Origin of the sequence: Streptomyces sp. NPDC127197, assembly GCF_042672405.1 — a bacterium.
GTDB lineage: Bacteria > Actinomycetota > Actinomycetes > Streptomycetales > Streptomycetaceae > Streptomyces > Streptomyces flavusporus.
In genome coordinates this window covers 21,195-47,959 of sequence record NZ_JBHXVG010000031.1, presented here as the reverse complement: position 1 = coordinate 47,959, position 26,765 = coordinate 21,195, and the positions used below count along the sequence as shown (strand labels likewise).

General features: G+C 68.7%; 25 protein-coding genes and 4 pseudogenes. 9 read left to right on the top strand and 20 right to left on the bottom strand.

Going from position 1 to position 26,765, the window contains the following annotated elements:
• Positions 1-86: 86 nt before the first annotated feature.
• Positions 87-1,268: an ROK family transcriptional regulator gene (locus tag ACFVJQ_RS34595; protein ID WP_224733145.1), complete on the bottom strand. Its 1,182-nt coding sequence runs from the start codon at positions 1,266-1,268 to the stop codon at positions 87-89.
• A 1,005-nt stretch (positions 1,269-2,273) separates the two neighbouring features.
• Between ACFVJQ_RS34595 and ACFVJQ_RS34590 the strand changes: the two genes are divergently transcribed.
• Positions 2,274-3,098: a hypothetical protein gene (locus ACFVJQ_RS34590; protein WP_385789591.1), complete on the top strand. Its 825-nt coding sequence runs from the start codon at positions 2,274-2,276 to the stop codon at positions 3,096-3,098.
• A 474-nt stretch (positions 3,099-3,572) separates the two neighbouring features.
• Here the strand turns inward: ACFVJQ_RS34590 and ACFVJQ_RS34585 are convergent, their stop codons facing one another.
• Positions 3,573-4,157, bottom strand: coding sequence for a hypothetical protein (locus ACFVJQ_RS34585; protein WP_385789589.1), 585 nt, complete (start codon positions 4,155-4,157; stop codon positions 3,573-3,575).
• A gap of 14 nt (positions 4,158-4,171) precedes the next feature.
• Positions 4,172-4,393 (bottom strand): hypothetical protein, encoded by a 222-nt coding sequence (locus tag ACFVJQ_RS34580; RefSeq protein WP_385512300.1) that lies wholly within the window; start codon positions 4,391-4,393, stop codon positions 4,172-4,174.
• Between the two features lie 395 nt (positions 4,394-4,788).
• Between ACFVJQ_RS34580 and ACFVJQ_RS34575 the strand changes: the two genes are divergently transcribed.
• Together ACFVJQ_RS34575 and ACFVJQ_RS34570 are read left to right on the top strand one after the other, a co-directional pair.
• The gene (locus ACFVJQ_RS34575; RefSeq protein WP_385789587.1) at positions 4,789-6,339 is read left to right on the top strand and encodes a 3'-5' exonuclease; all 1,551 of its coding nucleotides are present in this window, start codon (positions 4,789-4,791) and stop codon (positions 6,337-6,339) included.
• Between the two features lie 158 nt (positions 6,340-6,497).
• Positions 6,498-7,806: pseudogene (locus ACFVJQ_RS34570) on the top strand (IS701 family transposase).
• Here ACFVJQ_RS34570 and ACFVJQ_RS34565 read toward each other — a convergent pair.
• The 4 genes from ACFVJQ_RS34565 to ACFVJQ_RS34550 form a co-directional block, all read right to left on the bottom strand.
• The gene (locus tag ACFVJQ_RS34565) at positions 7,793-8,458 is read right to left on the bottom strand and encodes a nitroreductase (protein ID WP_385512296.1); all 666 of its coding nucleotides are present in this window, start codon (positions 8,456-8,458) and stop codon (positions 7,793-7,795) included. The pseudogene ACFVJQ_RS34570 and the gene ACFVJQ_RS34565 sit on opposite strands and share 14 nt — an antisense overlap.
• A 320-nt stretch (positions 8,459-8,778) precedes the next feature.
• Positions 8,779-9,282, bottom strand: coding sequence for a transposase (locus tag ACFVJQ_RS34560; protein ID WP_385512295.1), 504 nt, complete (start codon positions 9,280-9,282; stop codon positions 8,779-8,781).
• 374 nt (positions 9,283-9,656) lie between these two features.
• Entirely contained in the window at positions 9,657-10,145 is a 489-nt protein-coding gene (locus ACFVJQ_RS34555) for a hypothetical protein (protein ID WP_385789585.1), read from the bottom strand.
• A gap of 914 nt (positions 10,146-11,059) precedes the next feature.
• The gene (locus ACFVJQ_RS34550) at positions 11,060-11,137 is read right to left on the bottom strand and encodes a hypothetical protein (protein WP_385512370.1); all 78 of its coding nucleotides are present in this window, start codon (positions 11,135-11,137) and stop codon (positions 11,060-11,062) included.
• Positions 11,138-11,517: 380 nt separating this feature from the next.
• On the opposite strand from ACFVJQ_RS34550, the gene ACFVJQ_RS34545 reads away from it, so the two are divergent.
• From ACFVJQ_RS34545 to ACFVJQ_RS34530, 4 genes and pseudogenes are all read left to right on the top strand, one after another.
• On the top strand, positions 11,518-11,790 hold the full coding sequence (locus ACFVJQ_RS34545; protein ID WP_385789583.1) for a hypothetical protein: 273 nt from the start codon (positions 11,518-11,520) through the stop codon (positions 11,788-11,790).
• Between the two features lie 331 nt (positions 11,791-12,121).
• Positions 12,122-12,400: a hypothetical protein gene (locus tag ACFVJQ_RS34540; protein WP_385512288.1), complete on the top strand. Its 279-nt coding sequence runs from the start codon at positions 12,122-12,124 to the stop codon at positions 12,398-12,400.
• Between the two features lie 81 nt (positions 12,401-12,481).
• Positions 12,482-12,682: pseudogene (locus ACFVJQ_RS34535) on the top strand (IS5/IS1182 family transposase); the annotation flags it as partial.
• Positions 12,683-12,788: 106 nt separating this feature from the next.
• Positions 12,789-13,352 carry a transposase gene (locus ACFVJQ_RS34530; RefSeq protein WP_385789581.1) on the top strand — a complete coding sequence of 188 codons (564 nt, stop codon included), beginning with the start codon at positions 12,789-12,791 and terminating at the stop codon, positions 13,350-13,352.
• On the opposite strand, the gene ACFVJQ_RS34525 is transcribed toward ACFVJQ_RS34530, so the two are convergent.
• The 3 genes from ACFVJQ_RS34525 to ACFVJQ_RS34515 all read right to left on the bottom strand — a co-directional run bounded on the left by ACFVJQ_RS34525 (position 13,349) and on the right by ACFVJQ_RS34515 (position 14,462).
• The gene (locus ACFVJQ_RS34525) at positions 13,349-13,723 is read right to left on the bottom strand and encodes a fic family toxin-antitoxin system, toxin component (RefSeq protein ID WP_385512284.1); all 375 of its coding nucleotides are present in this window, start codon (positions 13,721-13,723) and stop codon (positions 13,349-13,351) included. The genes ACFVJQ_RS34530 and ACFVJQ_RS34525 overlap by 4 nt on opposite strands.
• Positions 13,724-13,738: 15 nt before the next feature.
• Positions 13,739-13,972 carry a hypothetical protein gene (locus ACFVJQ_RS34520; RefSeq protein WP_385512282.1) on the bottom strand — a complete coding sequence of 78 codons (234 nt, stop codon included), beginning with the start codon at positions 13,970-13,972 and terminating at the stop codon, positions 13,739-13,741.
• 343 nt (positions 13,973-14,315) lie between these two features.
• Positions 14,316-14,462 carry a DUF6417 family protein gene (locus ACFVJQ_RS34515; RefSeq protein ID WP_385789579.1) on the bottom strand — a complete coding sequence of 49 codons (147 nt, stop codon included), beginning with the start codon at positions 14,460-14,462 and terminating at the stop codon, positions 14,316-14,318.
• Positions 14,463-14,484: 22 nt separating this feature from the next.
• Here ACFVJQ_RS34515 and ACFVJQ_RS34510 point away from each other — a divergent pair.
• Positions 14,485-15,208, top strand: a pseudogene (locus tag ACFVJQ_RS34510) (hydroxylase); the annotation flags it as partial.
• Between the two features lie 260 nt (positions 15,209-15,468).
• Here ACFVJQ_RS34510 and ACFVJQ_RS34505 read toward each other — a convergent pair.
• The 7 genes and pseudogenes from ACFVJQ_RS34505 to ACFVJQ_RS34475 form a co-directional block, all read right to left on the bottom strand.
• Positions 15,469-16,884: an MFS transporter gene (locus tag ACFVJQ_RS34505; protein ID WP_385789577.1), complete on the bottom strand. Its 1,416-nt coding sequence runs from the start codon at positions 16,882-16,884 to the stop codon at positions 15,469-15,471.
• Between the two features lie 510 nt (positions 16,885-17,394).
• On the bottom strand, positions 17,395-17,793 hold the full coding sequence (locus ACFVJQ_RS34500; RefSeq protein ID WP_385789575.1) for a hypothetical protein: 399 nt from the start codon (positions 17,791-17,793) through the stop codon (positions 17,395-17,397).
• Positions 17,790-18,227: a DUF692 family multinuclear iron-containing protein gene (locus tag ACFVJQ_RS34495; protein ID WP_385789651.1), complete on the bottom strand. Its 438-nt coding sequence runs from the start codon at positions 18,225-18,227 to the stop codon at positions 17,790-17,792. Before ACFVJQ_RS34495 ends, ACFVJQ_RS34500 begins: the two co-directional genes overlap by 4 nt.
• Positions 18,149-18,691: an LLM class flavin-dependent oxidoreductase gene (locus ACFVJQ_RS34490; protein ID WP_385789573.1), complete on the bottom strand. Its 543-nt coding sequence runs from the start codon at positions 18,689-18,691 to the stop codon at positions 18,149-18,151. The genes ACFVJQ_RS34495 and ACFVJQ_RS34490 overlap by 79 nt, the downstream gene beginning before the upstream one ends.
• Entirely contained in the window at positions 18,679-18,951 is a 273-nt protein-coding gene (locus ACFVJQ_RS34485; protein ID WP_385789649.1) for an LLM class flavin-dependent oxidoreductase, read from the bottom strand. Before ACFVJQ_RS34485 ends, ACFVJQ_RS34490 begins: the two co-directional genes overlap by 13 nt.
• Positions 18,952-19,015: 64 nt before the next feature.
• Positions 19,016-19,258 (bottom strand): annotated as a pseudogene (locus tag ACFVJQ_RS34480) (helix-turn-helix domain-containing protein); the annotation flags it as partial.
• Entirely contained in the window at positions 19,255-20,781 is a 1,527-nt protein-coding gene (locus ACFVJQ_RS34475) for an MFS transporter (protein WP_385789571.1), read from the bottom strand. The pseudogene ACFVJQ_RS34480 and the gene ACFVJQ_RS34475, both read right to left, overlap by 4 nt.
• A 103-nt stretch (positions 20,782-20,884) precedes the next feature.
• Here ACFVJQ_RS34475 and ACFVJQ_RS34470 point away from each other — a divergent pair, with 103 nt between their 5' ends.
• The gene (locus tag ACFVJQ_RS34470; protein ID WP_385512271.1) at positions 20,885-21,784 is read left to right on the top strand and encodes a helix-turn-helix transcriptional regulator; all 900 of its coding nucleotides are present in this window, start codon (positions 20,885-20,887) and stop codon (positions 21,782-21,784) included.
• Here the strand turns inward: ACFVJQ_RS34470 and ACFVJQ_RS34465 are convergent.
• The 3 genes from ACFVJQ_RS34465 to ACFVJQ_RS34455 form a co-directional block, all read right to left on the bottom strand.
• Positions 21,730-22,893: an IS630 family transposase gene (locus tag ACFVJQ_RS34465; protein ID WP_385789569.1), complete on the bottom strand. Its 1,164-nt coding sequence runs from the start codon at positions 22,891-22,893 to the stop codon at positions 21,730-21,732. The two genes, ACFVJQ_RS34470 and ACFVJQ_RS34465, sit on opposite strands and share 55 nt — an antisense overlap.
• A 526-nt stretch (positions 22,894-23,419) precedes the next feature.
• Positions 23,420-24,517, bottom strand: coding sequence for a MerR family transcriptional regulator (locus ACFVJQ_RS34460; RefSeq protein ID WP_385789567.1), 1,098 nt, complete (start codon positions 24,515-24,517; stop codon positions 23,420-23,422).
• 535 nt (positions 24,518-25,052) lie between these two features.
• Complete coding sequence (locus ACFVJQ_RS34455; protein ID WP_385512266.1) at positions 25,053-25,793, bottom strand: VOC family protein; 741 nt, start codon at positions 25,791-25,793, stop codon at positions 25,053-25,055.
• Between the last annotated feature and the right edge of the window lie 972 nt (positions 25,794-26,765).

The following is a 26,765-nucleotide window of genomic DNA, read 5'->3' as shown; positions in this document are numbered from 1 at the left end:
GGCGCCATGGGGTTGCCGTGGCACGAGGGTGTTGCGGTGATCGCCGTGGTCGGTGGTGGTCCGTGTCCGGCGGGGCCCGGCAGCGGTCAGGCCGGTGAGAAGACGTGGTCGCTGATGAGCCGGGCCGCGCCGATGGCTCCGGCGGCCGGTCCCAACTCCCCCAGCACGATCGGCAGGTTGCCCGTGGCCAGCGGCAACGACTGCCGGTACACCTGGGTCCGAACACTGGCCAGTAGCGTGTGCCCGAGCCCGGTCACACCACCGCCGATCACGACCAGCCCCGGGTTGAAGAAACTGACAAGACCGGCGATGACCTTTCCCAGACGCGTCCCGCCCTCCCGGATCAGCTCCAAAGCCACCGCGTCCCCCGCCGCCGCAGCGGCCGACACATCCGCGGCCGTCAGATGCCCGGCCGTCTCCAGCCGGGCAGCAAGCTCCACCGACCGGCCCGCGCGCGCGGCCTCCTCCGCGTCACGGGCCAACGCGGCACCGCTGAAATGCGCCTCCAGGCAACCCCGGTTGCCACACGCACACGCACGGCCTCCCGGTTCCACCTGGATATGACCGATGTCGCCGGCGCTGCCCGTCGTCCCCCGGTAGACCTCGCCGCCGACCACGATCCCGCAGCCGATGCCGGTCCCGATCTTGATGCACAGGAAGTCACCTGCGGAACGCGCCACGCCCGCGTGCTGCTCCCCCACCGCCATCAGGTTCACGTCGTTGTCGACCATGACCGGACAGCCCAGTTCCTGACTGAGCGCCTCCCGCACCGGGAAGCCGTCCCAGCCCGGCATGATCGGAGGCGCGACCGGCACTCCCTCCGGAAAGCGGACCGGTCCCGGGACCCCGATCCCGGTGCCGTCGAAGCCTTCCGCGACACCGGAGGCCCTCAGCTTGGCAGCCATCGACAGCACCTGCTCGAAGACCGCCACCGGCCCCTCCCGGACATCCATCGGATGATTCAGATGCCCCAGGACCTCCAACTCCGCATTCGTTACGGCGACATCGATCGACGTGGCACCGATGTCGACACCGAGGAAACGCAGCGTCGGCGCGAGCCGGATGTTGTGCGAACGCCGGCCGCCCCGCGAAGGGGCGAGCCCGTCCGCGACAACCAGCCCCGTCTCCAACAGCCGGTCCACCTCGACAGCCAGCTTCGAACGGGACAGGTCCATCAGATCACCCAGCTGAGCACGGGAGTTGGACCCGTTGTCACGCAGTAGACGAAGCAGCCGCGCCTGATGCGCGTTCTCAGGTCGAGCAGTCATCCGTCTCACGAACCCTCCCCTCCCCTCGCCTACGGCTGGGGACCCAAACGCCTGTCTCCGCTGGCTGAGTCGTCAGGCTTTCGGGAGGAACGTAGCAACGATTTTCCAGACTGGGAAGGACTTACGCACGACTCGGATGCATCTTTTTCCACCTACAGGACAAAGTCTGGTGGGTGACCACCCGGAGCCCCCGTCCGTGGTGCACCGTCACCCCGAAAACCGCTCATGCCGCCGACCGGCCCCACCCCACCCGCGCCGGGCACCCCCGCCGTGCCGTTGAGCACCCTGCTCGCCGACCCCGGCCTCGGCCTGCGGCAGCTCGCGGGGCCCTGCGCCCGCATCTGGCACCTGACCATTGAGGCAAGAAGGCGGGTTCAGGCCTGGACGTCCGACGTTCCTGCAGCCGACACGACCCATGTAGGCAATCGGCGGTTAGCCGCAGCTCTCCGTGTCACATCGCGGGACTGGCTCAGCGGGAAGACTGGGGTTGCTCGGCCCAGACGGTCTTGCCGTCGGTGGTGCAGCGGGTCCCCCAGTGGAAGGAAAGCCAAGCGACCAGGCAGGCCAGCGGTTCCAGATCCCAGGTCGTAAACGGCGTACAGGCAGGTGGCGCCCTGGCAGTCCAGGTCCTCCTGTCCGAGGCGCCGTAGGCCCCAGGCGCGATGGCCACTTCGTCGGACGCCTCCACTGTGAAGCCGCGGGGATGGTCGCCGGTACGGGTTCCGCAGTCGAGGACGATGTGGTTGAACCACTGGCTTGAGCCGATGTCGGCCTTGAACCACTGGCGGGCGGCCTGCGGTGCTCCAGCGCGTGCCGCTGTCGCTGTCGAGCACGTTGCCTGCCGCTCCGCCGGACTCGGTGGCGGTCCAGCCGCTGCGGCTGCGTTCCAGTTCCCTGTAGAGGTTGAGTTCGTGGACGGACCACCAGCTGGTGGCGGAACCGGTGAGGGTGATCTTGATGTGCTGTGCGGTCTGGGCCGGGAACTGCGCCAGTACTGTGGCGCCGGTGCCGCTTTCGGTGGCGGCTGTGGTCCAGTGGTGCCGTCGCCGGAGACCTGGATGCGCGGTCCTGGCGCTTGAGGTTCTCAACGCCTTCCAGAGCGCCCAGGGCAGACCCGGGCTGGTGGTGAGCTGCCGCACCGAGCAGCACAGGGCGTTGGAGACCGTGACGATGGCAGTGGAGGACGCGGCGAGCGTGGAGATCCAGGCCGTCGCCGCGGACAAGGCGCTGATGTTCGTGGAATCGCGGGTGGGACGGCACGGTACAGCGCGCTGGCAACACGTCCTTGACGCCATCGACTTCCATCCGGACGGGGCTTTGGCTCGCAGCCTCGCCACGCCGTGGCGGTTGAGTTTGGCCGTGACGGCCTATCAGGACTACGACGCCCGGACGTACATCCGCGATCCGTCCGACCTGCTGCGCCCAGAGCTGGATGGCGAGGACAAGATCCGAGATCATCTGCTCGGCCTCTACATCCCGGCCGCCGTCAAGGCGGGCCGAGAAGGCCGGAAGGCCGCCTATACACCGCAGCGGGTCCACATGTGGCTCGCGACACTCGCCTCCTACCTGGGGAACAACGAGGTCACATCTCGTTCCGTCGGCGGGCGCCTCCTTTCGGGCACCGATATCGTCCTTCACGAACTGTGGCCGCTCGCAGGCCGTCGCCCGCGATATGTCACCTTCGCAGCCGTCGCTGTCATCTGGCTGACTGGTGGTTCGATCATGCTGCTCCACACGCCGGCCCTGTTGTCCTGGCAGTACCTCGGCGCCGTCTCTGCCGCAGGACTCTCAGCCTTCGCGATGCTGACCGCGAGTTGGGCACAGACCTGACCCAAGCCGGCCCGCATCGATCTGTTCCAAGCGGGATGCGGGTGGTTCTTGTCATGGCCGGCGGTGGGCGGGCCGGTCGCAACTGCCGTCATCATCAGGGCGGTGAGCTGGCTCTTCCTGCCAGTGGCCTCGGCTGTGGCGTTGGGGATCTTGAGTATCTTCGCCACAGCTCTGCGCACCGGTCCGGTCGTGGAGGAGGACGTCGACTACGCCACCGACCCGCGCACGCCCATCTCGCGCAGTCTTCGGTTGAGGATCGCATCAGCGCTCACAATGAGCGCGCACTCGCACTGATCATGCGAGAGGTGCTGGCACCGGGATTCATGCTCGCATGCGCTCTGACTGTGGGAGCGGGGTTCGGAGTAACGGCGGGGCTCGCGGGGGCGAGGCATCTCGCCCTGCTGGTGTCCACCAGAGGGCGTTTGCCAACGGGCCTCGACCGATTCCTGTGGTGGTGTCACGGGGCCGGCCTGGTCAGGGCAGCCGGTGTTGCCCAGCAGTTCCGGCACCGCGAACTCCAGGAGTACCTCGCGCGTACTCCTGAGCCCTCTTCGTGACCGCGACACCAGCGTGGGAGCGGGATGGTGCGTAGGCGAACGGCAGGTTCATGGAGGGTTCGGACACACGGTCGTTCGTCTCACTTCTCTGTCCCAAGAGCCGGGCAAGGGCCACTGCCGCTGAGAAAGGGACAGGCGAAATGCGAACCCACAGGACGTCGGCGACGACCGGGGCGACGGTGAGGAAGTAGGTGTCGTACTGCAGCGTGCGGATGACGGCGAGCTCTTCCTCGAGTCGCCGGCGGGCGCGGGAGGTCTCGGTCGAAGCCGCGGCGGATGAGGCCGGCCTCGGCGCGCTCACGCAGCAGCTGAGCGGCGTGCTCGGGGCCGCCGGGGCGCCGACGACGGCGGGTTCGGGGAAGTGGGGACGGCCCAGGCCGAGGTCGCCCGCGGGGTCGACGGCGCAGGCGTTGGCCGTGGCGGCGGTTTCCGCCAGGAGCCGGGCCGCGCGGTCGTCGCCGTGGCCGGCGGCCGCGGCGATACGGCGGGCGATCTCCCGCATGACGGCCGCGTCCTTCAGCCAGCGCTCGCCGGAGTCGAGGTGGCGTCGGTCGATGGGGCGCAGCAGGCGGGCGGTGTCCAGGACGTCGGCGAGGCGGTGCCGGTGAGGTAGTGGAAGCAGGCTTCCAGGCGTAGCTGGATGCCGGGCAGCTGCCCCAGGGGGGCCAGCAGGTGTTCCGCGAGGTCGGGTCGGCCGGCAGCCAGGGCGCGGACCGGCTCGGAGGCGGGTCCGCGCAACGGTCAGCCCCTCCCCCGCGCGCCGGCGCAGGTCGCCCCAGGCCAGAAGGGGCGGGCCGTCACCGTGGGCATGGGCGTGGGCGGCGGAGGTCAACCGGCACAGCCGTGCCCAGAGCGCGTGAGGCCCCGGGTCACGAGCGTGGCGGGTGAGTGTCACCCGCATGCGGGACACCCGCCGCCCTCCCTCGTACGACGACGGAGCCCCGCCCATCGGCAGGGGAGTCGTCGCCGGGCCGGGAGGCGGCTCCGGCCGGGTGATTTTCCCTCGCGTACGCGTGTGCAGTCATAAGCGCATTGCCCCAATTCGCCTATGTTCAAAACTTCTTGACAAGTTTTCAGATGTTCTGTCACGTTCTGTTCTGCGATGGCGGAGTGACCAGGAGAAGGGACTAGCGATGGGGCGCAAGGGATTCGGCCCGGTCCAGCTGGCCGATCACGCGGGCCTGGCCCGGTGGCAGGTCGAACGGGGGCAGCTCACGGGACTCATCCCGGCTCCGACCCTGAACTCGGGCCGGTGGTCGAACGAGCAGGCCGACGATGTCAAGGCACGCCGCGACCAGATCATCGAGGTGCTCGGCACGCACCCCGACTACGGCGCGCGCCACGGGGCGCAACTGCTGGCGCAGGCGCCGCATCTCGCCGGCGAGCTGCTCGAGGTCTGGGCGTGTGACATCGAGCAGCTCACCTCGGAGATGTGCGCGGCGCTGGAGCAGATCGTGACCGAGCGGGTCGCGTGGCTTCAGGCCTCGGCCCGTACGGACGAGGCGGCTGGCCGGTGCGGCTGGGAGGTCGCCGAGTTCGAGAAGGCTGCCCAGAAGCAAGGCATCGCGCCCGGCCGCTTCGGACGGTGGGCGCTTGAGGACGTCGAGCGGCTCGCCGGCAACGAGGACCTGGGGGCGGACATCCTGTGCGCGGATGCTCGGCCCGGAGCGGGCGGCGCAGCACCTGGATATCCGGCGCCGGGACCTGGAGTACTGCATCGAGGCCGGATGGCGGGCGCCGGTCAGCCACGTGCGGCGCACGGTGTGGTCGGGCGACCGCGGCCACCGGAAAGTCGTCGAGGTGCCGATGTACCGGGTTGGCGACCTGGACGCGCTCAAGGACATTCCCGGGGTGGATTGGGAGGCGGTCCGGGCGACCAAGCCCGGCCGACCCTCTCCGCTGCGGGCCTTCGCCCAGCTGGCACCGCAGCGGCCACCATCGTCCGCGCCTTCGTCGACGAGCTACGCGAGACCTTCGACCTGCCGGTCTGGACGCGCTTCGCGAACCTCGACAACCGCTGGCTGATCGACTGGGAGCCGGGCCTGGACGGCACCCCGTCGCGGGACGACGTCGCCGCGCTGCTCGCCGGCAACCCGGTCGCCTCCCGCTTCGCGGACGGCATCCAGCTGCTGAGCGAACAGGGCAGGGCCATCCACTGGGCGCGGCAGATGTTGCAACCAGGCGTGGCCTGCGTGCTGGACACCGAGACACACGCCCCGTGGGGCCGGGTCATGGAGATCGCCGTGGTCGACGCGGCCACCGGCGAGGTCCTCCTGGAGAACCTGGTCAACCCGCAAATCCCGGTGACCGAGGACAGTTTCGACCTTCACAAGATCACTGACGCGATGGTCGCGGACGCACCAACCTGGGACCAGGTGCTGCCGGAGGTGCTGCGCGTCACCGCCGGGCGGAAGATCCTCACCTACAACGCGGAGTACGACAAGACGGTCATCATGAGCGACTGCCTTCGGGTGGAGGCGGATCCGCAGCACCTACGAGAGAGGGATCGGTGGGGGTGCATCATGCGCAAGCGCTCCGACTGGGAGGGCATGCGCGACTTCCTGCCGCTGGGCGGCCAGCACCGTGCCCTTGGCAACACGTGCGCCGCGCTGGAGATGCTCACGTCCCTGGCATCGGCACCGGGATGGGTGCTGCAGCATCTGGAGGACAAGGTCAGCGCCTAATACTCCAGTCCGGTTTCGCGATCTTGCGGTGGGCCCAGCTGGGAACGGGTATGGCCACCGCATGATCATCGGGGGTTGTGTGGACTCCTGAAGATCGTGCGGTGGCCGCAGGCCATAGCGTAGACCCTGCCCGCCGGCGGGCGATGTCCGACCACGTCATGGCCCGGATCGCAGGACGATTCGGGCGAGTTGAGCCCCGGGCCACCGCCCGCGCCCATCTGCTCGGGCTGCTGTCGGGTGTCGAGCGAAAAACTGCCGGCAGCTGACCGAACAGGCCGATTACGCCCGGCCCGGGCCGATGCAGCGCCTGCTGCGTCACACCCGCTGGGACGCCGACGCCGTCCGCGACGACCTACGCGCCTACGCCGTGGAACACCTGGGTACCGAGGGCGCGGTTCTGATCGTGGACGAGACCGGCTTCGTGAAGAAGGGCCGGGCCTCGGCAGGGGTGCAGCGCCAGTACACCGGCACCGCAGGTCGCATCGAGAACTCCCAGGTGGGAGTGTTTCTCACCCTGGCCACCACCCAGGGACGGGCCCTGATCGACCGCTGGCTGTATCTGCCCGAGCACTCCTGGTGCACCGATGCCGAGCGCCGCCGCGCGGCCGGGATACCCGACGAGGTGCACTTCGCGACCAAGCCCCGCCTGGCCGAGGAGATGATCGCCGCCGCACTGGACGTCGGGGTCACCGCTTCATGGGTGACCGGCGACGAAGCCTACGGCCAGGACCCGCAACTCCGCGCCGCCCTGGAAACACGCGGCATCGGCTACGTGATGGCCGTCGCCTGCTCCACCAGGGTCCGGATCCACCACGGCCGCACCCCCGCTCGCGCAGACACCGTCGCCAACCGTCTGCCCGCCACGGCCTGGCAACGGCACAACGCCGGAAGCGTCGCGAAGGGCCCGCGCTCCTACGAATGGGCCTGGACCCACATCGGCACCGACAGCCACCGCCACCTGCTCATCCGCCGCACCGGACCACCCGTGAACTCGCCTTCTACCTGTGCTGGTCACCCAGCAAGGTGACATTGTCCGAACTGGTCCGCGTCGCCGGTGTCCGCTGGAGCGTCGAGGAATGCTTCCAGGCCGCCAAAAGCCAGGTCGGCCTCGCCCACTACCAGGTCCGCAACTGGACCTCATGGCACCGGCACATCACGCCGGCCATGCTCGCCCTTGCCTTCCTGGCCGCCGTCGCCGCCCCATCGGCCGCGACGAGGCGCGCCGATCCGCACCGGACCGCCCGCAGCCACGATCCGATCGCGTTGGCAGTCCCGGAGATCCGCCGCCTGCTCGCCGCCGCCCTCACCCCACCAGCCATGACCGCGGCCAGACTGCTGCGCTGGTCCGCCTGGCGCAGACGCCACCAGGAACCGCCCGACGCTGCCACTACTAACGACGGTCCGCCGACGAACCCACCGGATGGATCACGAAACCACACTGGAGTACTGGCGGTCACACTCCGATGAAGCTCACTGTTTCTGTCATGTCCGCCCGCCCGGTACGCAGCCGTGGCACGCCTTCCTTCTCGAATCCCACCGCGACACCGCAGAACAGCACGAGCCCGTCATCGGCTCCGACTATCTGGCTGACAGTCTTGCGATACATCGTCCACATCACCTGGGGGCAACTGTGCAACCCTTCCGCCCTCAGCAACAGCATGACCGTCTGCAAGTAGATCCCCGCGTCTCCCCACTGTCCGGGCCCCATCGTCCGGTCGAGGTAGCAGAAGAGTACGACCGGTGCCCCGAACGCCTCCGAGTTCAAGGCGGCGATCTTCATGGGCCTGTCGGGGTCGTCGCGCTCGATTCCCAGCGCTTTGTACCGCTGGGCGGCCGCGATGGAAAAGCGGTCCAAGTACGGCGAGGTCAGTTCGGCCGGGTACATCGGATACTCCCGCTCATCACCCGGGTCTCCCGCCAGTGCCCTGGCCGTCGCGCGCCTCTTCAGTTCGGCCAAGGGCTCGCCGGTCACGACATACACATGCCATGGCTGGAGGTTCCCACTCGACGGAGCCCGCGTCGCTGCAGCCAGCACTCGTTCGAGTATCTCTTTGGATACCGGCTCATCGCTGAACGCCCGCACAGCCCGGCGACTGTCCACGGCTTCATACACATCCACGTCTTCTCGTCCTCTCGCTCAACGACAACCACCTCTCTACCGTCTTCAGCACGCACGCACTGCAACAAGGTGATCCTGATCGCACTTCGATCTGCGACAGGCGGCAGCGCTGTTCCTCGGCCTGCCTGCCGCTGATCGTGCCGCTGAACGGGAGATACTCGCTCAAGCCTCTCGGTGAGCAGACATAGGAGAGGGATGACGAGGCCCACGGCTGGGCAGAGACGTGCGGCATGCCTGATGGCGAGGTCATCTGGTCAGCAGCAGCGGACCGATTCCGGCGGAACACCCGGTTCTCGTTGCCGCCCTCCCGGCAGGAACACTCAGATTTCTTCGACCAGTTGGGCCGGGACCCTTTCCGGGTGAGCCTGCGGGTCATCAGGGCCCAGGTCAGGTGGGCTTCTGAGTGCTGTGGGAGTCGCTCGTAGTCTCGGACGTTGCGCCGGGACTTCATGATCCAGCCCAGGGTTCGTTCGACTCTCCAGCGTCGGGCCAGGACGACGAACCCGTGTGCTCCGTGAGGGCGGGAGACGGCCTTCAAGGTCATGTTGAGGAAGCCGCTGGACCAGTTGGTGAGCTGGCCGGCGTGGGCGGAGTCGGCCCAGACCTGGGTGATCTGGGGCTGCATGACGCGAAGTCGCCAGAGAGTTCACGGGCGGCGTCCCGGCGGTGGTGTCGGCGAGTGTCACCGTGATCATCAGCGGGAGTCCGAGAGTGTCGACGGCGATGTGTCTCTTGCATCCGTTGATCTTCTTTCCCGCGTCGAAGCCGCGGGTGGCCTTGGAAACGGTCTCGGCTCCTTTGACGGATTGCGAGTCGACGATCAAGGTGACTGGCCAGGGGCATCGCCCTGGCCAGTGTGGATCTGGCGGCGGACCTGGTCGTGCAGGAACGCGACGACTCCGGCCCTGTGCCAGCGAGCGAGGCGGTAGTGGAGACGGTCTGCCAGGGCGGGTAATCGGCGGGCAGTGCCCGCCATTCGACGCCGTTGTCGACCAGGTAGCGGATGGCGCCGACGATCTCGCGGCGGTGCCATTTCTCAGGCCCGGCCGCCCGTCTTGGTCTGGCAGGAATTCGATGGTGTGCTCCATCTTGCGGACCGCCGGGACCCGCTCACGAGCTTCTCCCAGGCTTCGCAAACCTGCTGCGTTGATCGCCCCATCCATTGAGTGGCAGCTGGATCAGGCGGACTGAGCCTGCGTCACCACGTCAGGGTCAGCGAACCTCCGACCGGCAGCGTGTGCCAGCGGTCGGCGTAGTCGTCGAACCGGGACACGATCCGGTCGACCACCGGGGTGATCTCCCCCGCCGTCACATACGCCGGCAGCTCCCGCGCGTGGCCATGCCGCACCTCCCACACGGGTACGGCGATGCCCGCCAGCTCCTCCGACCTGGCCATGTCGGCCTTCGCCTGGGGAGACGACTTCACCCGCTTCGACCTGCGGCGCCGGGCGGCCTTGGCCCGCTCCGCGGGGTCGGCGGGCCAGAACAGGCCGTTGTCACCGGCGGCCAGCCGCCCGTAGACCCCGAGCTTGATGCCGGCCTCCGCCTCGACGAGGAAGTGCACCAAGTCATGCGGGAGATACGGATGCCCGCCGGGCCCGTTGCGCGGGGCGAGCGCGGCACCGGTCTCGCGGTGCACCGCGATGTCGTAACTCGTACCGGGCCCCTTGGTGAAAACGACACGCATGACCGACACCCTAGGCGACGGCCGCGGCCGCACACATCCGGATTTCCGGCACACGCAGCAGGCAGGCACGCCACCCCGGCCTCCGGTGGCCGCTGCGGGCGCCACCCAGGACGCGGCAATCGCGCGCCGGCCGCGGCGCATCAGGGCAGACGCACCACCGCCGTGCCCCGTCCAGGTCGAGGCTGGTGCGGTGTGGCGGGGCCCCACCTCGTCGTCACGCAGGACGAGCGAGCTGCGCCGATGCCAACGAAGCGAGGCGAGGAGCGTTGCTGGCCGCTTTCAGGGCTCTGTCCGCAGTGATGGGGCTCTTTGGTTTCAAGAGTCCTCATCATCCTTGACCGCCTTCGTGTAGGCGGTGGCCCGGTCACGACAAACGATCTCGGCACCTGGATGCCGAGCCAGCCAGATGGCGAACGCCTCCGAGGTGCGGTCGGGCAGCACGTCCACGACCCGGTCGGCCTCGGCGTCGACCAGGACGGTGCCGTAGGCGTAGCCCTGCGGAAGGCGAACTCGTCCACCCCAGCACCCGCGGGGGCGCGGTCCGGCACAGCCGCGCGGCCGGACGGCCGCCCAACTCGATCGCGATCGACCGCAGCCGGCCCGTCAGCCCGACGCTGGAGCGGCGGTGCCGTTCCGCCGGTCCGCCAATCTGTTCGACGAACGTCTGACGGGCTCAGGTTCGCCGGCCGCAGAAGTAGCGACGTACCCGGAGCGTAACTCTGACGCGGCGAGAGACCAACGGGCCTTCGTCCAGGGTGTGTTGGTACATGCTTGCTGTGCACGCGTTTCGCCCGCTTGCGGCAGTCCGGGCAGCGGCCCGGACGAGCGGTGGACACCGCCTCCACCATCAGGGTCGGAGGAGTCGCTGACGCGCTCCACTCGCACATCGATCCCGGGAAACAGAGACATCCTCCTCATCGGGCTGTCCAGAGGCGAACGGTCTCGTCTCTGCTTACGCAGGCCAGGGCGCGGCCATCCGGGCTGAACGCCACCGAACGTGCTGTACGGGCGGGCCAGGTCAGTGCTCGACGCTCCGTACGTGTACGTACATCCCAGAGGCGAACTCCGTCAGTTCCCGTACTCGCCAGGATTGGTTAGGGCGGCGTTCTGCGGCTCCACCAAGGCGACTCCAACTGGCCCCATTTTGCGGGTGATTGGTGAAGATCAGGCGTCTTGAGATGGTCCCGGAGGGCGGTCTTTTCTGGGACCACCAGAGTGGTGCGGACGCGAACTCAGACGACAGAGGCTCTGAACGGATCGGTCGGAATGACCTCTGCTTCGTCGAAGCGTTGCTCCAACGCCTCGTGGCCGTGGCGTAGGCGGAACTCGATCTCGGCGGTCGTCACCGGCAGGGTCCACAGGATACCGGCAGATGTCGCTGTGGTGTCTCGACCCCCGGCAGAACGCTCGAGTCGACTTCGACGCCGTCGACGCTCCCGTCCTCGTCGTCACAGGCTCCGAGGACAAGTGCACGGTGCCGCGGATCGGCAGGGTCACAGCCAAGAAGGACGGGTCACGGGGCACCTACGTCGAGCTCGTCGGCTCCGACCACATAATGACCGTCGGCACCTTCATGCCCCGTACCCTCGCCGCCATCGACACCTGGGCTCACGACAACGCTCTTGCACCCGGGGCGCACGCGTGATCATGCACCATGTCCACATCAAGTGCTAAGCCAAGCTGAAGCGCAACCTCGCCGGCGTGTCACCGTCACTCCCGGATCCGTCGCCGATGCGCTCCAGCTCAACGATGCGAGCGCGCCCATCCGGCAGTGGAAACCTCACCACAGCCTCCAGTGGACCTTGGATGCGATCACGAAGGTCCCATTCGTTTCGCAACAGCCGCATGGACCTCCTGATCGCCAACCGCCTTAGAGGTCGCGCAGATAGGCGATCGCCAGGGTGGCGTTGAGGGCGCGCGGTCCAGCTAGGCTCAGAAGATCACTGTCTTCGTCTTCAGACTGCTGTGAGGGAGCCATGGCCGTCACATACTTGATGCTCGCGCGGCTGCCTGAAGGAGGCTTGGGCGCCTTCGACGCTTATGAAAGCGCCGTTGTGCCACTCCTTGCCGAGTATGGAGGACATCTTGAGCGGCGACTGCGCACTCTGGACGATCAGGTCGAGGCCCATCTCATAACCTTTCCCAACAGCGAGGATCTCGCTGCCTACCGGGCGGACCCCCGGCGTTCTGCCGCTGCACCACTGCTGGAATCGTCGGGGGCAGCGGTCGAACTGTTCGCGGTCCGCGACGTGTAGTGATGGGGTGCAGCGTCAGGGGAGGCAGGCACAGGCCCGTGATCATGGAGTTGCGACGCTCTGTGATCATCGGGGAGACCTGTGCCTGCGCTGCCATCATGGCTGACGGAACCGCTAGGGGACCAATTCGCCGCCCTGCTGCCGCGGCGGCCGCAGCTCGATCCGGCCCATCCGCTGGGCTGCCACCGGCGCCGGATCGGCGACCGGATCGTCTTCGACAAGCTGCTGCAGGTCCTCCGGTTCGGGTGCTCCTACGAGGCGATCGCGGATTCCACCTGCTCGGCCACGACCATCCGCAACCGCCGCGACCAATGGATCCGCCTGGGCCTGTTCGCCCGTCTGAAGGAGATCGCGCTCGACGCCTACGACCGCATCGTCGGCCTCGTCCTTGACCAGATCGCCGTGGACGGCGCCATCACCAAGGCCCCCGGCGGCGGCCAGGCGGCCGGACGCTCACCGGTCGACCGGGGCAAAGCAGGGCATGAAGCGCTCGGGCATGACCGACGCCTACGGCATCCCGCTCGGCCGTGTCCTGGCCGGCGCCAACTGTCACGACTCGCCGCTCCTGGCCCCAACCCTCGACCTTTTGAACGCACTTGGGCCACTGCCTGACGAGATCACCGTCCACCTCGATGCCGGCTACGACTCGACCAAGTCCCGCACCCTGCTCGACGAGCGGGGCCTGCGCGGCCAGATCGCGCACAAGGGGACCAAGGCACCGGTCCAGGCCATCCAGCGGTGGCATGTCGAACGCACTCACGCCTGGCAGAACGCCTTCCACCGACTCGCCCGCTGCTACGAACACCGGACCAGCGTCATCGAAGCCTTCTTCGACCTCGCCGACACCATCATCACCGTACGGAGCCCGATCCGACGGGCATGGACCACCCACCGCTGGGATACACGCCCCAACGCCGACCATGACCAGCCGCCTGTCCGCGCAACCTCTTAGCCGCGCTCGGTCCACTCCTTCAGGGCAGTGGCCAGGGCGCGCACGTCCACGTGCCCGGCCGACACCTGCTCCGCGAGGTCGGCGGCCTCCTTGGCGCTGAACCGTGCAGGGAGGCCGCTGGCGTGCAGGTAGCCGGCCGCGACGGTTACGCCGAAGAGCTCGTTGCTGTGCTCCAGCGCGGGGACCCGGGCGAGCGAGTGGAAGAGAGCGGCGGCCCGGTGATGAGGCTGGGCGTATACGGGTTCATCCATGACATGGAAGGCGTGGCGCGACCGGGCCGCCTCCAGCGCTCCCCAGTCGGTCACGTCAGGGTCGCCCAGCTGGATGCGGGCGATCTCCAGGAGCCACGGAAGATCTACCGTGAGGTCCACTACGGGCAGCCCACCCTACGCCGCGGACGCGCTGGGTCCGGGCTGCGGGCCGAACCGGCGGGCGAACTCTTCGCGCATCCCGGGAGTGCTGAGGAAAAGAGCACTACCCTCGAGAAACCGTGTGCGCGCCAGGTCCGCTGTCAGCCGTCGGCTCGCGTACTGATCTGGTTCCTCGTGGCCGTCGGCGGCGAGACGCTGCAACTCCGCGTACGTCTCGTCGTCGACCTCGATGCGGATCTCCTTCGCCATGGCACCACGGTAGCCGCACTCCTCAGGCCGCGGGAGAGGAATAGCGGCGGTCCTGTGACCCGGCCGCCACTTGTCGTGCTCTCCACCCGCAGGCGTGCTCTCGATCAGTTCGTGTACGCGGTGGCAGACGACGGACCGTGAATTGAGCACGGGCTGCTGGACGTCGTCGAGTTCCTGCGTCCCGCGGGCGGAGGACGTCGACGAGGCGTGGGTGCGGCAGCCCGGGCTGATCGAGTGGCGTGGCGGCGGACCGGAGGTTTGGGCGACTCAATGACTCGTACGCAGGCAGCCCGTACGACCAGGCCGGCCTCGATGGCCTGCGCGCACAGTGCCCGGGCGCGGGTCAGTTCTCCGAAGGGATGCGGGCAGCGATCTCGCGCGCCAGCCGATCCGCCTCCGGTGACACCGGCCCGTCCTGCTGCGCCACCGTCTGCAGCAGCTGGAGCAGGTCGTGCGCCTCTTCCAGGGTCAGCAGGGCCAGGCGCTCCACGGTGTGCTCGGCGGGCGGGAAGGCGAGGGCCGGCCTCCCGGCCGGCGTCGAGGTCGTCCAGGGTGACCTGACCGATCCCGACAGCCTGGTGCCGGCCCTTCAGGGCGTCACCGGCCTCCATCTGATCACTTTCGGCGGGCCTACTTCGCCCCCCCCTTCAGACTGGCCCGCGGATCCTTCAGCTGGCCCGCGCGGCCGGCGTGCGCCGGGTCACCGTGCTGCACGGCGGCGGGCCGTCCCTGCTGGAGGACGCCGTGCGGGCCGACGACGGTGTGGACTGGACCGTCCTCATGCCGGTCGAGTTCATGGCCAATGCCCTTGAGTGGGCGGACCAGATCGTGGCCTCGGGGGAAGTCCGCGAGCCGTTCGTCTCCCGGCTGAGCGCCATGGTCCATGAGGGCGACATCGGCGCCGTCGCCGCCGTCGCGCTCACCGAGGAGGGCCATGGGGGCCAGGAGTACGTGATCACCGGCCCCGAGCTGCTGACCGTCGGCGAGAAGGTAGCGACGATCGCCGCCGCCCGCGGCCGACAGATCGCCCTGGTCGAGCTGACCGAGGAGCAGGCCGTCGCGCAGTGGCGGGCGGCGGGCCATCCGGAAGACGTGATCGGCTTTCTGATCGAGGCGTACGGCAACACCCCGGAGGTGGGCCGTACGGTCGTCGACACCGTCGAGAAGGTCACCGGCCACCCGGCCCGCACCTTCGCCCAGTGGGCTGCGGAGCACGCGGACGCCTTCACGGCCTAGTGCCGCGGCAGGCAACGTTTGCCCGTCAAGGAACGGCGTCCGGTGCGTGCTCTGGGGGTCCCCCCGGCCGGAGGCTGGGGGAGTGCCGGGCGTCGCGACGGGGCGAACGTTGCCTGTCGCGGCACTAGTGGTCAAGTGCTCGAAGAAGGAGCCGAGTTGATCCAGTGCGAGGTCTCGGCACACTGCATCTGCTCAGCCGCAGCGCACAGTCCCACCACAGCGCAGAGACGCCGACCCCCGACAGTTTCAGTCGCGACGCCCTACGCCTCTTCGGCCTTCTCCGGCACGCACAGCCACGCAAGGACTGCGGCGGTCAGATAGGCGAGGGCTCCGATGGCCATGCTGATACGCAGCCCGGCGTTGTAGTCGGCGCCGGTGGCGAGCAGGCTGCCCCCCAGTGCTACGCCGGTGGCGCTGCCGATCTGGCGGGTGGTGTTGAACAGGGCGGAGGCGGCCCCTGAATACGCCGGGGGTGCCGCGCCCATCACAGTGGCGGTCGAGCCGGTGAGGGCGAAGGAAGTGCCGAACCCTGCGGCCATCATGGGAGCCACCAGCAGCCAGTAGACGGGATCAGCGCCCGCCGCGGCCCAGCCGGCCAGCCCCAGCGCAGCCAGGAGCATGCCGGAGGCCACCAGCGGACGATCGCCGGTGCGGCGGGTCAGCCGCCCGGACAGGACGGAGGCGAACATGGTCATCGCCACCGCGGGGAACAGTGCCGCCCCAGTGGCCAGGGCGCTGAAGCCGCGCTGGTGCTGGAACTCAAGGCTGGCGGTGAAGACCATGCCGTAGAAGCCGAAGTTGAACAGTAGACCGATGGCGGCTGCTCCGCTCATTGCACGCGAGCGGAGCAGGCTCAGTGGCAGGGCGGGAGACCGGGCCAGCCGCTCGCGCACCGCGAACGTTGCGGCAGCCAGTGCGGCAAGGCCCATCCCGGCGACAACAGCGGGATCCGACCAGCCGCGCCGTCCGGCCTCATTCAGCGCGCCGGTCAGCAGGGCCACTGCTGCCACGACCGCACACTGCGCCGGCCAGTCCAGAGCCCGGGCGGCGCGCCGCGGCGAGGGCGTCACGTCGTGCAGGGTCAGTACCAGGCAGGCCACGCCGACGGGCAGATTGATGAGGAAAACCCACCGCCAGCCCGCCGTGTCGACCAGCAGCCCACCCAGCAGCGGTCCGGCAGAGGCCGCGATGCCCGCCATCGAACCCCACAGCCCGAAGGCCCACGACCGTGCGGCCGGCGCAGGGTAGGCCTGTTGAAGCAAGGCCAGGGAGCCGGGCACGATCAGCGCCGCCCCAAGTCCCTCCACCAACCGGGCCGTCACCAGGAATGGAGCGCTCGGCGCGGACGCGCACACCGCCGAGGACACAGTGAACACCACCACGCCCCAGCAGAAGACCCGACGGTTACCCAGCCGGTCGCCCAGCGCGCCACCAGTCATCAGAAACCCGGCGAAGACCATGGTGTACCCATCCGTGATCCACTGAATGTCGGTGAGCGAGGCAGACAGTTCCCGGCCCACGACTGGCACGGCGACGTTGATGATTGTCACGTCCAGGATCACCATGAAGTACCCGGCGCACACCGCCAGCAGCGGCGCCAAGGACCCCCGGCCGGACTCCGAGGCCGGCTCAGCAGGGGGCCCGGGCTCATCCCCGGCCGACTCCGCGAACGCCACGTCCCAGATCCATCCCCTCCACAAAGACCTATGCAGAAAAGCCACAATAATGGGACAAAAACCTTCCAGGCTGAGGACCGGGCCGGCTCACCGCGCCCAGGCGGGGAAGAGGGCCCACGGTCACCCGGCCGGCCGCGGCAAACGCGTCGGCACCAGCGGGCGGCGCAGAGCGTGTGCGGTGCGTGTGTGTGCGATGCGTCCTACGCCCCACCGGACACCGCTTGGTAGTGGGTACTCCTGACGGACATGGCCTGTCTTCGACGGCAGCCACATGTCCAGCTGCCTGGTCAGCGTGGCTGCGCCGGTTTCCAGCCCCAGGCAGTCAGCATTCCGGGAGACAGCCCGGCGTACCTCACAGAACGTTCCAGGCGTAGCGCTGGATGTCCGGGCTGGCGAGTGCCTCGTTCCAGCACAGCCGCAACAGCGCGATCCGATGCCGAAGAGGTCTTCCTCGGAGGGGCCGGGTGCGGTGCGTGCGTGACGAGGCACGCCGGCTGTTCCCCGCGCGTGTCATCGACGGAATGTCAGGCGGTGCGCCAGTCGGTGGAGCAGGGTCCGTGGCCGTGAGGGCCTGGCCTGCGGCTGGGGCAGCAGGCCCTGTGCCGCCAAATGCTGGACGAACGCCTGCGCGTCCGCGCGACTGCCGCCATGGGCCGACTTCGGGTAGGCGGTGGCGTAGGCGTCGAACAGGGCGCGGAACCGTGGTCCCAGCGCCTCGTGCAGGTCGGGCCGGACGCGGTGCACGCCGTCTCGTCGCTTCGCGACCAGCGTGGCTGTCTGGACGGCCAGGCGCGCGGCGTCGAACCCGGCCGGTGCAGGGGCACCGATGAGGAGCGCGGCGAGGAGCCGGGCCTGGGCGGTGGCCAGCCGGGCCCGGACCTCTTCCTGGGGGTTGTGTGTGCCGGTCACCTCGTGCCTTCCACGGTTGCGCGGATCGCGGCCAGCTCGTCCGCCAGGTCGGCCGGTCCGGGGTAGTCGCCGTCGCGTTCGAGCATGGCCCCGGGCACATCGGCGCGTTCGGCGAGTGCGGCGAGCACGTCCAGTACGGAGCCGGTGACCGGGTGCCGGTGGGTGTCGTGCCACAGTCCGTCCCGCAGGACACCACCGGCGACGTGGACGTAGGCCAGCTGTTCCAGTGGCAGTTGGTCAAGCACCTCGTCCGGGTCCTGGCCGAGATTGACATGAGCGGTGTGGAGGCTGGCGACGTCGACCAGCAGGAGCACTCCGATGCGGTCGACGATCTCGGCCAGGAACTGTCCCTCGGTCAGCTCGTCGTCGGGCCATGCGAACAGCGGGACGATGTTCTCCAGTGCCAAGGGCACCGGCAGCGACTCCTGCGTGATGACGACGAAAGAAGCGGAGGACGCGGAGGAGGCGGACGGGGGTGCTCCGGTGCCGGCCGGCTCGGACCCGGCCCCTGGCCGCGAGCCGGGCTTGGAACCAGAACCAGGCCGAGCCCGGAACCTGCGCCGGGCCCGCCGCGTGCGCGGAAGGACCGTTCGGCATGGACCAGCTCTCGTACGGCGGGGGCGACTTCCTCGCCGAACCGGCGGATGATGTCGGGATTGTCGCTGGGGAGGATGAACGTGCTGATTCCGTGCTCGACGGTCAGCTGTGCCGGCCAGGCCGGCCACGCGGGATCGTCCGAGGGGGTCACGTTGTACAGGCGGCGCACCGCGGCCGGGTCGCGGCCAGCGGCCGCCGCGGCCTCATCGATGCGCGCCTGGCCGTCGGCGAGGGTCTCCGGCGGCCTGAAGGACTGGCTGGGCAGCCAGCCGTCTGCGACCCGTCCGGTCAGAGAAAGCATGCGCGGACCGTAGGCGTCACCCAGAACTCGACGTCGTGCGCGGGTGCTGGCCCGGTGCGCAGTCCGCCGACCTGGTAGTACTCCCCCTCGAAGTGCACCGTGCGCCGGGAGACGTCCCAGGTGCCTCGGATGAGCGCGATGGCTTCCTCAAGCGCGGCCATCGCCTGCGGTGCCGAGCGGCGCGGGCCGCCGGCGGTGGCGATGGCGTCCCAGAACGCGCCGGCTCCGATGCCCAGCTCGCCCCTGCCGCCGCTGAGCAGATCGAAGGTGTGGCCACGTGCTTGGCGAGCGTGTACGGCGGACGCAGCGGCAGATTGGTCACGTTCGTCGCAGCTCCTCGATGCGGCTCACCACCATGTCGGGCGTCGATGCCGACTGGTGGTGTGGGGTTGAAGGCCGGTCGAGCAGTCCGGTCGCGCCGTACCGCCGGTAGCGATTGACCCACTTCGATGCACAAGATCGGGAGATACCCATCTCAGCTGCAACGTGGGCGATCGGCCGAGTCCGGCATCGCTCGACGAGGCGTCGTCGGCCATCGATGCTGAGCGGGGAGTTGGCATGGGTCATCGAACGCTGCTTTCTTCGTCGGCGTCCCGGGCCAGGGGCTCCTTGCCGACGGCGCTCGTGCTGAGGAAGGTTGTCGGTGTCCGGCGCAGGGCGAATGCACCGAGTGCGCCGTGGAGGATCCCTGCGACGATGGCAGAGGCGTGCAGACCGGTGACGAAGGCGGCTTTCGCGTCGCCGATCACCGCGGGTGCGAGGCCGGGCATCTGGAGTGTCTCGTTGAGGGTGCCGGCGAGGTCAGGTCCCTGAAGTCGGAAGATCAGGGCGGCTAGCGAGCCGAGGAGCGCGATGCCGAGAGCGTTGCCGATCTCGTTGCTGGTCTCGGCGATCGCTGCTGCGGACCCGGCACGTTCTGCGGGAACTGCGGCGACGGCGGTGTCGGCGACAACGCTGAAGGAGATGCCGTAGCCGATGCCGGCGATGACGGTGGACGCCATGTACCAACCGATCCCGCCGGAGACGCTGGTGGGCAACAGCAGGAGCAGACCTGCGGCGATGAAGAAGTGGCAGGTGATGAGCGCTGCTCGTGTGCCGATACGCGCGACCAGTGCCGGTGTGACGATGCAGGTGAGGGTGAGCACAGCGGCGCCGGGGAGCGCGACGAGAGCCGCGTCCAGGACGGGCAGCCCGAGGACGGACTGGAGGTAGATGCCGCCGAGGTAGGCCACTGCCGACCATGCGGCCAGAGGCAGAAGCCCTGTGATGGCCGCGATCGTGAACACCCGGTCGCGGAAGAGGCGGAAGTCGATCAGCGGGTACTCGAGGCGAAATTGCCGCCGGGTGAACCACCCCAGGGTGACGATGCCGACGCTCCCCGTGGCCACCGGGGCCCCGGCCAGCCCCTCCACGGCAGCGTGCTTGATCGCGTAGACGGTCAGCAGGATGCCCGCAGCGGAGAGCAGAACGCTCAAGACGTCGATGCGACCGCTTCGGGTGGCGCGTACCTCACGGAGCAGGACCGGGGCAAGAACCAAGAACAGCAGGACGACGGGGAGATTGATCAGGAAGACTGATCCCCACCAGAACCTGCTCAGCAGCTGTCCGCCGACGACCGGGCCGATCGCGAACCCGGCGGCGAAGGTGGCTGCAAAGATCCCGATCGCCTGCGCTCGCCGGCGTGGATCGGTGAACAGTTCGCTGAGTACCGCCAGCGCCGACGGCAGCAGCGTGGCACCGGCCACGCCCATCAGTGCCCGGAAGGCGATCAGCAGTTCCGGCCCGGGTGCGAACGCCGCTCCCGCCGAGCCGACGCCGAACACCGCCGCGCCGGTCATCAGCAGCTTCAGCCGACCGTACCGGTCGCCGATGTTGCCGAACGCGATGAGCAAAGACCCGACGGCGAATCCATAGACGTCGAGGATCCACAACGCCTGATCGGCAGTCGGCGACAGCGCCTCGGCGACCTTGGGCATGGCCAGGAACAGGACCGAACCATCCATCGCGACCAGCAGTACCGGTCCGAGTACCACCAGCAGACCGAGCCACTCCCGCAGACCGGGTGAGTGAGAAACACGCTGTTCATCCATGCCTTTGACGGTGCGGCGCCGTTCACTGGGCAACCAGACCCGCGTCATGGGTACACCTCCCAGGGACACCCAGACACGGACCGTCGCGCCTACGCTTCGAGTCATGGAGCTGGAGAGCCTCGGGGCCTATCTCAAGAGCCGCCGCGACCGGGTCACGCCCGCCGAAGTCGGGCTGCGCACCTACGGCATCACCCGCCGAGTACCGGGCCTGCGCCGTGAGGAGCTCGCCCAGCTCGCCGGCGTGAGCGTCGGCTACTACACGCGGCTGGAACAAGGTCAGGCCGGTACAGCCTCCCAACAGGTCCTCGACGCGCTCGCCAACGTGCTACAGCTCGATCCGGCCGAGACAGCCCACCTGCACAACCTCGCCCGTCAGCCCACCACATCACGCCTGCTCCGTCCCCGCCCTGAAAGGCCGCACCCACGAGTACTGGCGCTCCTGGCGTCCCTTGGTGAGACCACGCCTGCCGTCGTGCTCGGCCGCCGCGGCGACGTGCTGGCCTGGAACCGCACCGGACATGCCCTCGTCGCAGAACACGTCGACTTCGACGCGCCCCACCATCCAACGCGACGGCCGTCCATCCCTCGGATGTTCTTCCTCGACTCCCTGACCCGCGACTTGCACCGAAACTGGGATGAACTGGCCCGAACCCATGTCGCCTACCTGCGCCTCACCGCGGGGAGGTACCCCACCGACGCCCGGTTGGCCGAACTGATCGGCGAACTCGCCATGCACAGCGGCGACTTCGCCACGCTATGGGCCAAAGGCGACGTCGCGGACTGCACCGTGGGCACCATGCGCCTGCAACACCCAACCGTCGGAGACGTCGACGTCGACTACCAGGTGTGGCTCCAACCCGACAGCCCCGACCACCGGCTGGAGGTCTATACACCCAACGACAGCACCTCTGCCGACGCGCTGCGACTGTTGTCCCACCAAGTCGCCGATCAACAGGAACCTGAGGTCGCCCTCTCCGAGGCCCCCTGGCATCTGGACGGGTAACCGCTGCTTAGTGGTCGGCTCCGGAAGTCCTTCGGGGGTTGATCAAGTTGTCGGCTCCGCGGAGGATCCGTCCAGGTGATCGGCGGTGTGCAGGTCGAGTCCGGCCAGCAGATCGTCCAGGTTGGAGGTGGTGAACTTCCACTGGAATGGCTGTGCCGTGGCGTTGTAGCGGTCTTCGAAGGATCGGAGCCGGTCCCCGACTGGGTCAGATCGGTGAAGTCGTTGGGCGAGACGACCTTGCGCTGGACCACGGAGAAGTAGACCTCCACCTGGTTCAGCCAGGAGGCGTGGACGGGGGTGTGGACCAGCACCGCGTCCGGGAACGCAGCGGCCAGGCGGTCGGCTGCCTTCTGCCCCCGGTGGGAGGAGCCGTTGTCCACGATCCAGAACACCCGCTTGGCGCTGGCGTACGGCTCCTGGCTCATGACCTGAGCGACCAGGTTCATGAACGGGTCGATGCCGGTGCGTGGCTCGGTACGGCCGAACACCCAGGCTCGGTGGACGTCGTAGGCGGCCAGGTAGGCCAGGGCGCCCCCGCGGCCGTGGGTGTGGTTGACGCGCATCGCGCGGGCCTGGCCGGGGGCCAGGGTGGGGTGGCAGCGGCAGCGGGCCTGGATGGAGATCTTCTCGTCCGCGCTGATGACGTACTCGTCCTCGCCGAGCGGGACGCCCTGCCAGGTGCGGGCGTACAGGTCCAGCACGCGGGCGGCCTTGGCCCGGAAGTCCGGGTCGGTGATGAAGATCCAGGAGCGGTGCTGCCAGGGCTTGAGCGCGTCCTGGGCCAGCCGGCGGCGCACGGTGGACGCGGACACCGTCTCGGCGATGCCTCGCTCGACGGCCTCGCGGGCCAACTCCGGGTACGACCAGTGCGACAGCGGGGCGCCGGTCTCGGCGGGCAGTCGGCAGGCCAGTGCCTTGACCTGGACGGCCTGCAACGCGGTGAACACCGGCGGGCGGCCTGAGCGCTCGCGGTCGGCCAGCCTGGGCAGGCCATGCTCGGCGAACCGGTCCCGCCAAGTGCGCACGGTATCCAGGCGCAGGCCCGTCTCCCGGGCGATGCGCGCGTTGGAGCGTCCGCGCGCCGCGTGCAGCACGACCTGTGCACGCACGCGTATCCGGTGCTCAGTCTTGTGACCGTAGGCCATCGTCTTCAGCCGGTGCCTCTGCGAGGCGGTCAGTGATCTCGGGCAGGCGGCGGCAACGGGCAAGGCAGGCAGGCCGATCAGCAGAAGTGGATCTTACCGGTCGGATCCTGCCGCAGCACCCGAGACCGCGACCAGGCAGGATGCCCCCCATGCCCACCGTGCCGGAGTCGACCAAGTCCTCCCTGTCCAGAAGCTCACCGCGCGAGCCCGCACGGCCTGGCCCCAGCTGGCCGCTGTACACATCCGCTACCGGGGCCAGTTCGCCTACGTCGACGGCGAACTGGCCGACGGCAACAGCATCAAGCTCATGCGCCTGCGCTACGGCGGATCCGCCAGCACCTGGGGTTTCGCCCTCTACCTCGCCAGCACCGACAAGTACGAGGACACCATCCTGCCCACCGGCAGCTTCGTCAGCACCCCCGAGGACGCCCCCAACGCCACACGGCACCGGCTCCGGAGTCGCCCTCTGAGGACTTCCGAAGCCGACCAGTCAGTTTTCCAGGCGGACAGGCATCAGTATCGAAAAGGTGTCCTCGGCGTCGATCCGGCGGATCGCCAGGGGCGCCGTAGGGGCGCCGACCTCCAGAATCAGTTGGTCCCGGGCCCCGGCGGCGAGGGCATGCAGCAAGAACTCGCGATTGACGGCGATGTTGCCCTGGCCGTCGTCACCGTCTTCACAGACGCACACCGTGCCGTCGCCCGCCACCTTGAGCACGCTGAGGTCACAGGACACGCCGTCCTGCTCGCGCACCTCGCTGACGCGGACGGGGCCGGTTTCCACCGCCGCCCTGAAAGCCGGGACATCGACGAGGGCACGGTGCCCTGCCGGCAGGCGGACGAGGCGACGGTAATCAGGGAAGTCGTGATCGAGACACCGGCCGGCCGCCTGACGGTCCCCTGCCTCCAAGGCCACGCGGTCATCGTCCACAGTGAGCTGGACGGATGCGTCATCACTGAGCAGCGCTCGCATCGCGTCGGCGAGCGGGGACGGCACGATGACCTGCATACGGGGCCCGCCATGCCCGGTGGTACCGGCTTGTGCGATTGCCATCCGGTACCGGTCGGTGGCCACGACATGGAGCGTCTCACCCTCGATGTCGAACAGGACACCGCCGAGCATCGGCAGCTCCGGGTCGGTGCCGGCGGCGAAGCGGACCGCGTCCAACGCCGCGGCCAACTCAGGCGCGGAGACAGCCAACCGGACGGTGCTGGCGGTGCGGAACAAAGTCATGGGATTCTCCCTGCATTCGAGTAGCGCTCGGACCGCGGAGAACTCAATGCGGGCATCGGACAGCCCCAGTTCAAGACGACGCAGATGCGCCTGAAGCAGCTTCCGCACCAGGTCGGTGTCCTCACTGGACCAGCCGGCCAGCACCAGCCGAATGTCCGCCAACGGCATACCGGCCCGGCGCAGCCGGGCCAGCAACCGGGCCTCTTCAAGCTGCTCGGGGCCGTACCAGCGATAGCCGCTCACCGGATCCACCCAGGCCGGGACCAGCACGCCGGCACCGTCGTAGAACCGCAGGGCGCTCACGCTCAGTCCACTGTCCCGGGCCATCTCACCAATACTGCGCATCTCGCTCTCCACACCCAGAACCCTGAGCCCTCCACCAAGTCGAGGGTCAACCCCAGCCGGCCGACTCGAATATGAACAGCATCCGGGTACAGAGGCGAGACGGCCGATGGAGGTCGAGGAGGACGAACGATCCGTGCTGAACGTGGGCAGGCCGACAGCAGTGTGCCGCAGATCAACGGCCATCGGGAGGCCCACGTGGGGTTCTCCCGATCCGTTGTCACCAGGGGGTTTCGCCTGCGGCCTCTATTTCGCCAGACACGACACCGGCTCCGGAGCCAGCCCCCGAAGGACTTCCGGAGCTGACCACTTAGCACCCTCATGGGAACGGTGGTCTACGCACCCGAGGGGCGTCCATAACCTCCTGTCCCACAACACTTAGCGCTTCAGTTGGCGAGTTGAGTGTTGTGGTCGGCGAGCGAGCTGATCTCGCCCCCTGCACGCAAGCTCTCGCCGCCCGAATCGACCGAGACGCCGCAGCCCAACCCACCCGGGTCATGGCGCATGAGCACACAAGGCTCACGTGTCGGGGTGTCGTCAAGGCTCCGCGTCAGGACAGGGCGAGGACGCAGAACTCGTGGCCCTCCGGGTCGGCCAGGCACGTCCACAGGACGTCGCCCTGGCCGAGGTCGAGGTCGGTGGCGCCGAGAGCCCGCAGCCGGGCCACCTCCGCTGCTTTGTCGTCACCGGGGTACGGCAGCAGGTCAAGATGGACGCGGTCCGGCACGGTCTTCACGCCGGGCGTACGGAGGAACTCGAGATACGGGCCGACACCCGTGGCGGAGCGCAACACCGCATGATCGTCGGTCACCTCATGCAGGGTCCAGTCCATCGCCTCACCCCAGAACCGGGCCATGGCCCGCGGATCCGCGCAGTCGACCACCACCCGGGCGATCGGCCCGGTGTCCCGGTGGATCCCCCGAGGCTCCAGCACGCAGAACTCGTTGCCCTCCGGGTCGGCGAGGACCGTCCACGGCACTTTGCCCTGGCCCACGTGGGCGGGCGTCGCACCGAGAGCCTTCAGGCGCGCGACCAGCTCCGCCTGATGGGCCGCAGAGGTGGTGGCGAGATCGAGGTGCACACGGTTCTTTGTTGTCGTCTTGGGTTCCGGGACGGGAACGACGTCGATGCCGACGGCGACCGGGTCCGGCCAAACGAGGCCGCCGACGGGTCCGACGTAGGTGGTCACGCCGGGGCTGTAAGCACTCCAGCCGAGCGCCTCCGCCCAGAACCGGCCGACCGCCGAGGCATCAAGAGCCTTTATGTTCACCTGAACAGGTCGCAGTGCCATGCCGGCGATCCTATGCACCCGCTCTGCAACGACATCCGCACCGTCGCCAAACAGAGATCAACCCGCTCACCAGCCGCAATGCTCAGCTCGCCAACCAGAGCGCCCAGCCCCGCCAGGTGAACTGCTGAGTCACAGTCAGCCCCTACGACACCACGAGTTCGAGCCGCACGAGCGCCCACCCTCCCCACGCGAAGCCGCACGCTGGATCATCACCGCTCCCAACCGGCACGGCCCGCCCACCGCGCAACGTCCGCAGCGGTTACTCGAGCACCGCCCAGAGCTCCGCCGCACCCACGACCCTGTCCGTCAGTTCGCCGCCGTGCTCGATGCCCGTGATGCCGCACCCCTGCCGGACTGGCTCGACAAGCTCAGTGCCAGTGGACTGGCTCCGCTCGCCGGCGCCGACCACCGGACCGAGATGATCTCCGGCTACGAAACTCTTGCCAGAGCCACGTTCACTTGTACGCGGACAAACGCTCGGTCGGCAACGGGTGACCCGGCTATGTGCCGCCAATATCGGCTGTGGATTCGCGTGGCAGGACGCTCGCACCGAGGACACCTGCCGGGCGGGCCGCATCCTGCCGCGTCGACCACCAAGGAGCTTCGCCGGCGATGAGCTGCCGCACCTTGGGGCTCAGAGCCGGCAACAGAACGTCTTCAAGTGCCTCCATCCGCATACTGGAGGGCTCCCCCGGCGGAACGGTCCTTGCAGTCCAGGTGGTGCCAGTCCAGGGCTCTGCGGTCACCATGCGGCGTCCGGGGCCCGAGCGACCAGTTGAGCCGCCCCGCCCTCGTGACCCGGCGCGAACAGCCGGACTTCTCCCGCGGTCTGCCCGGCCCTTAATCGCCTTTCGTGCCCTGCCGAGCGGGAGCTAGTGTTCGCGCAGCGAGTGACTCACGAGGAGCGAAGACATGGTCGGTCGTCCGAGCACGCGTTGACGTTTGAGGCCGTGAGCGGCCTGTCATCGCGTG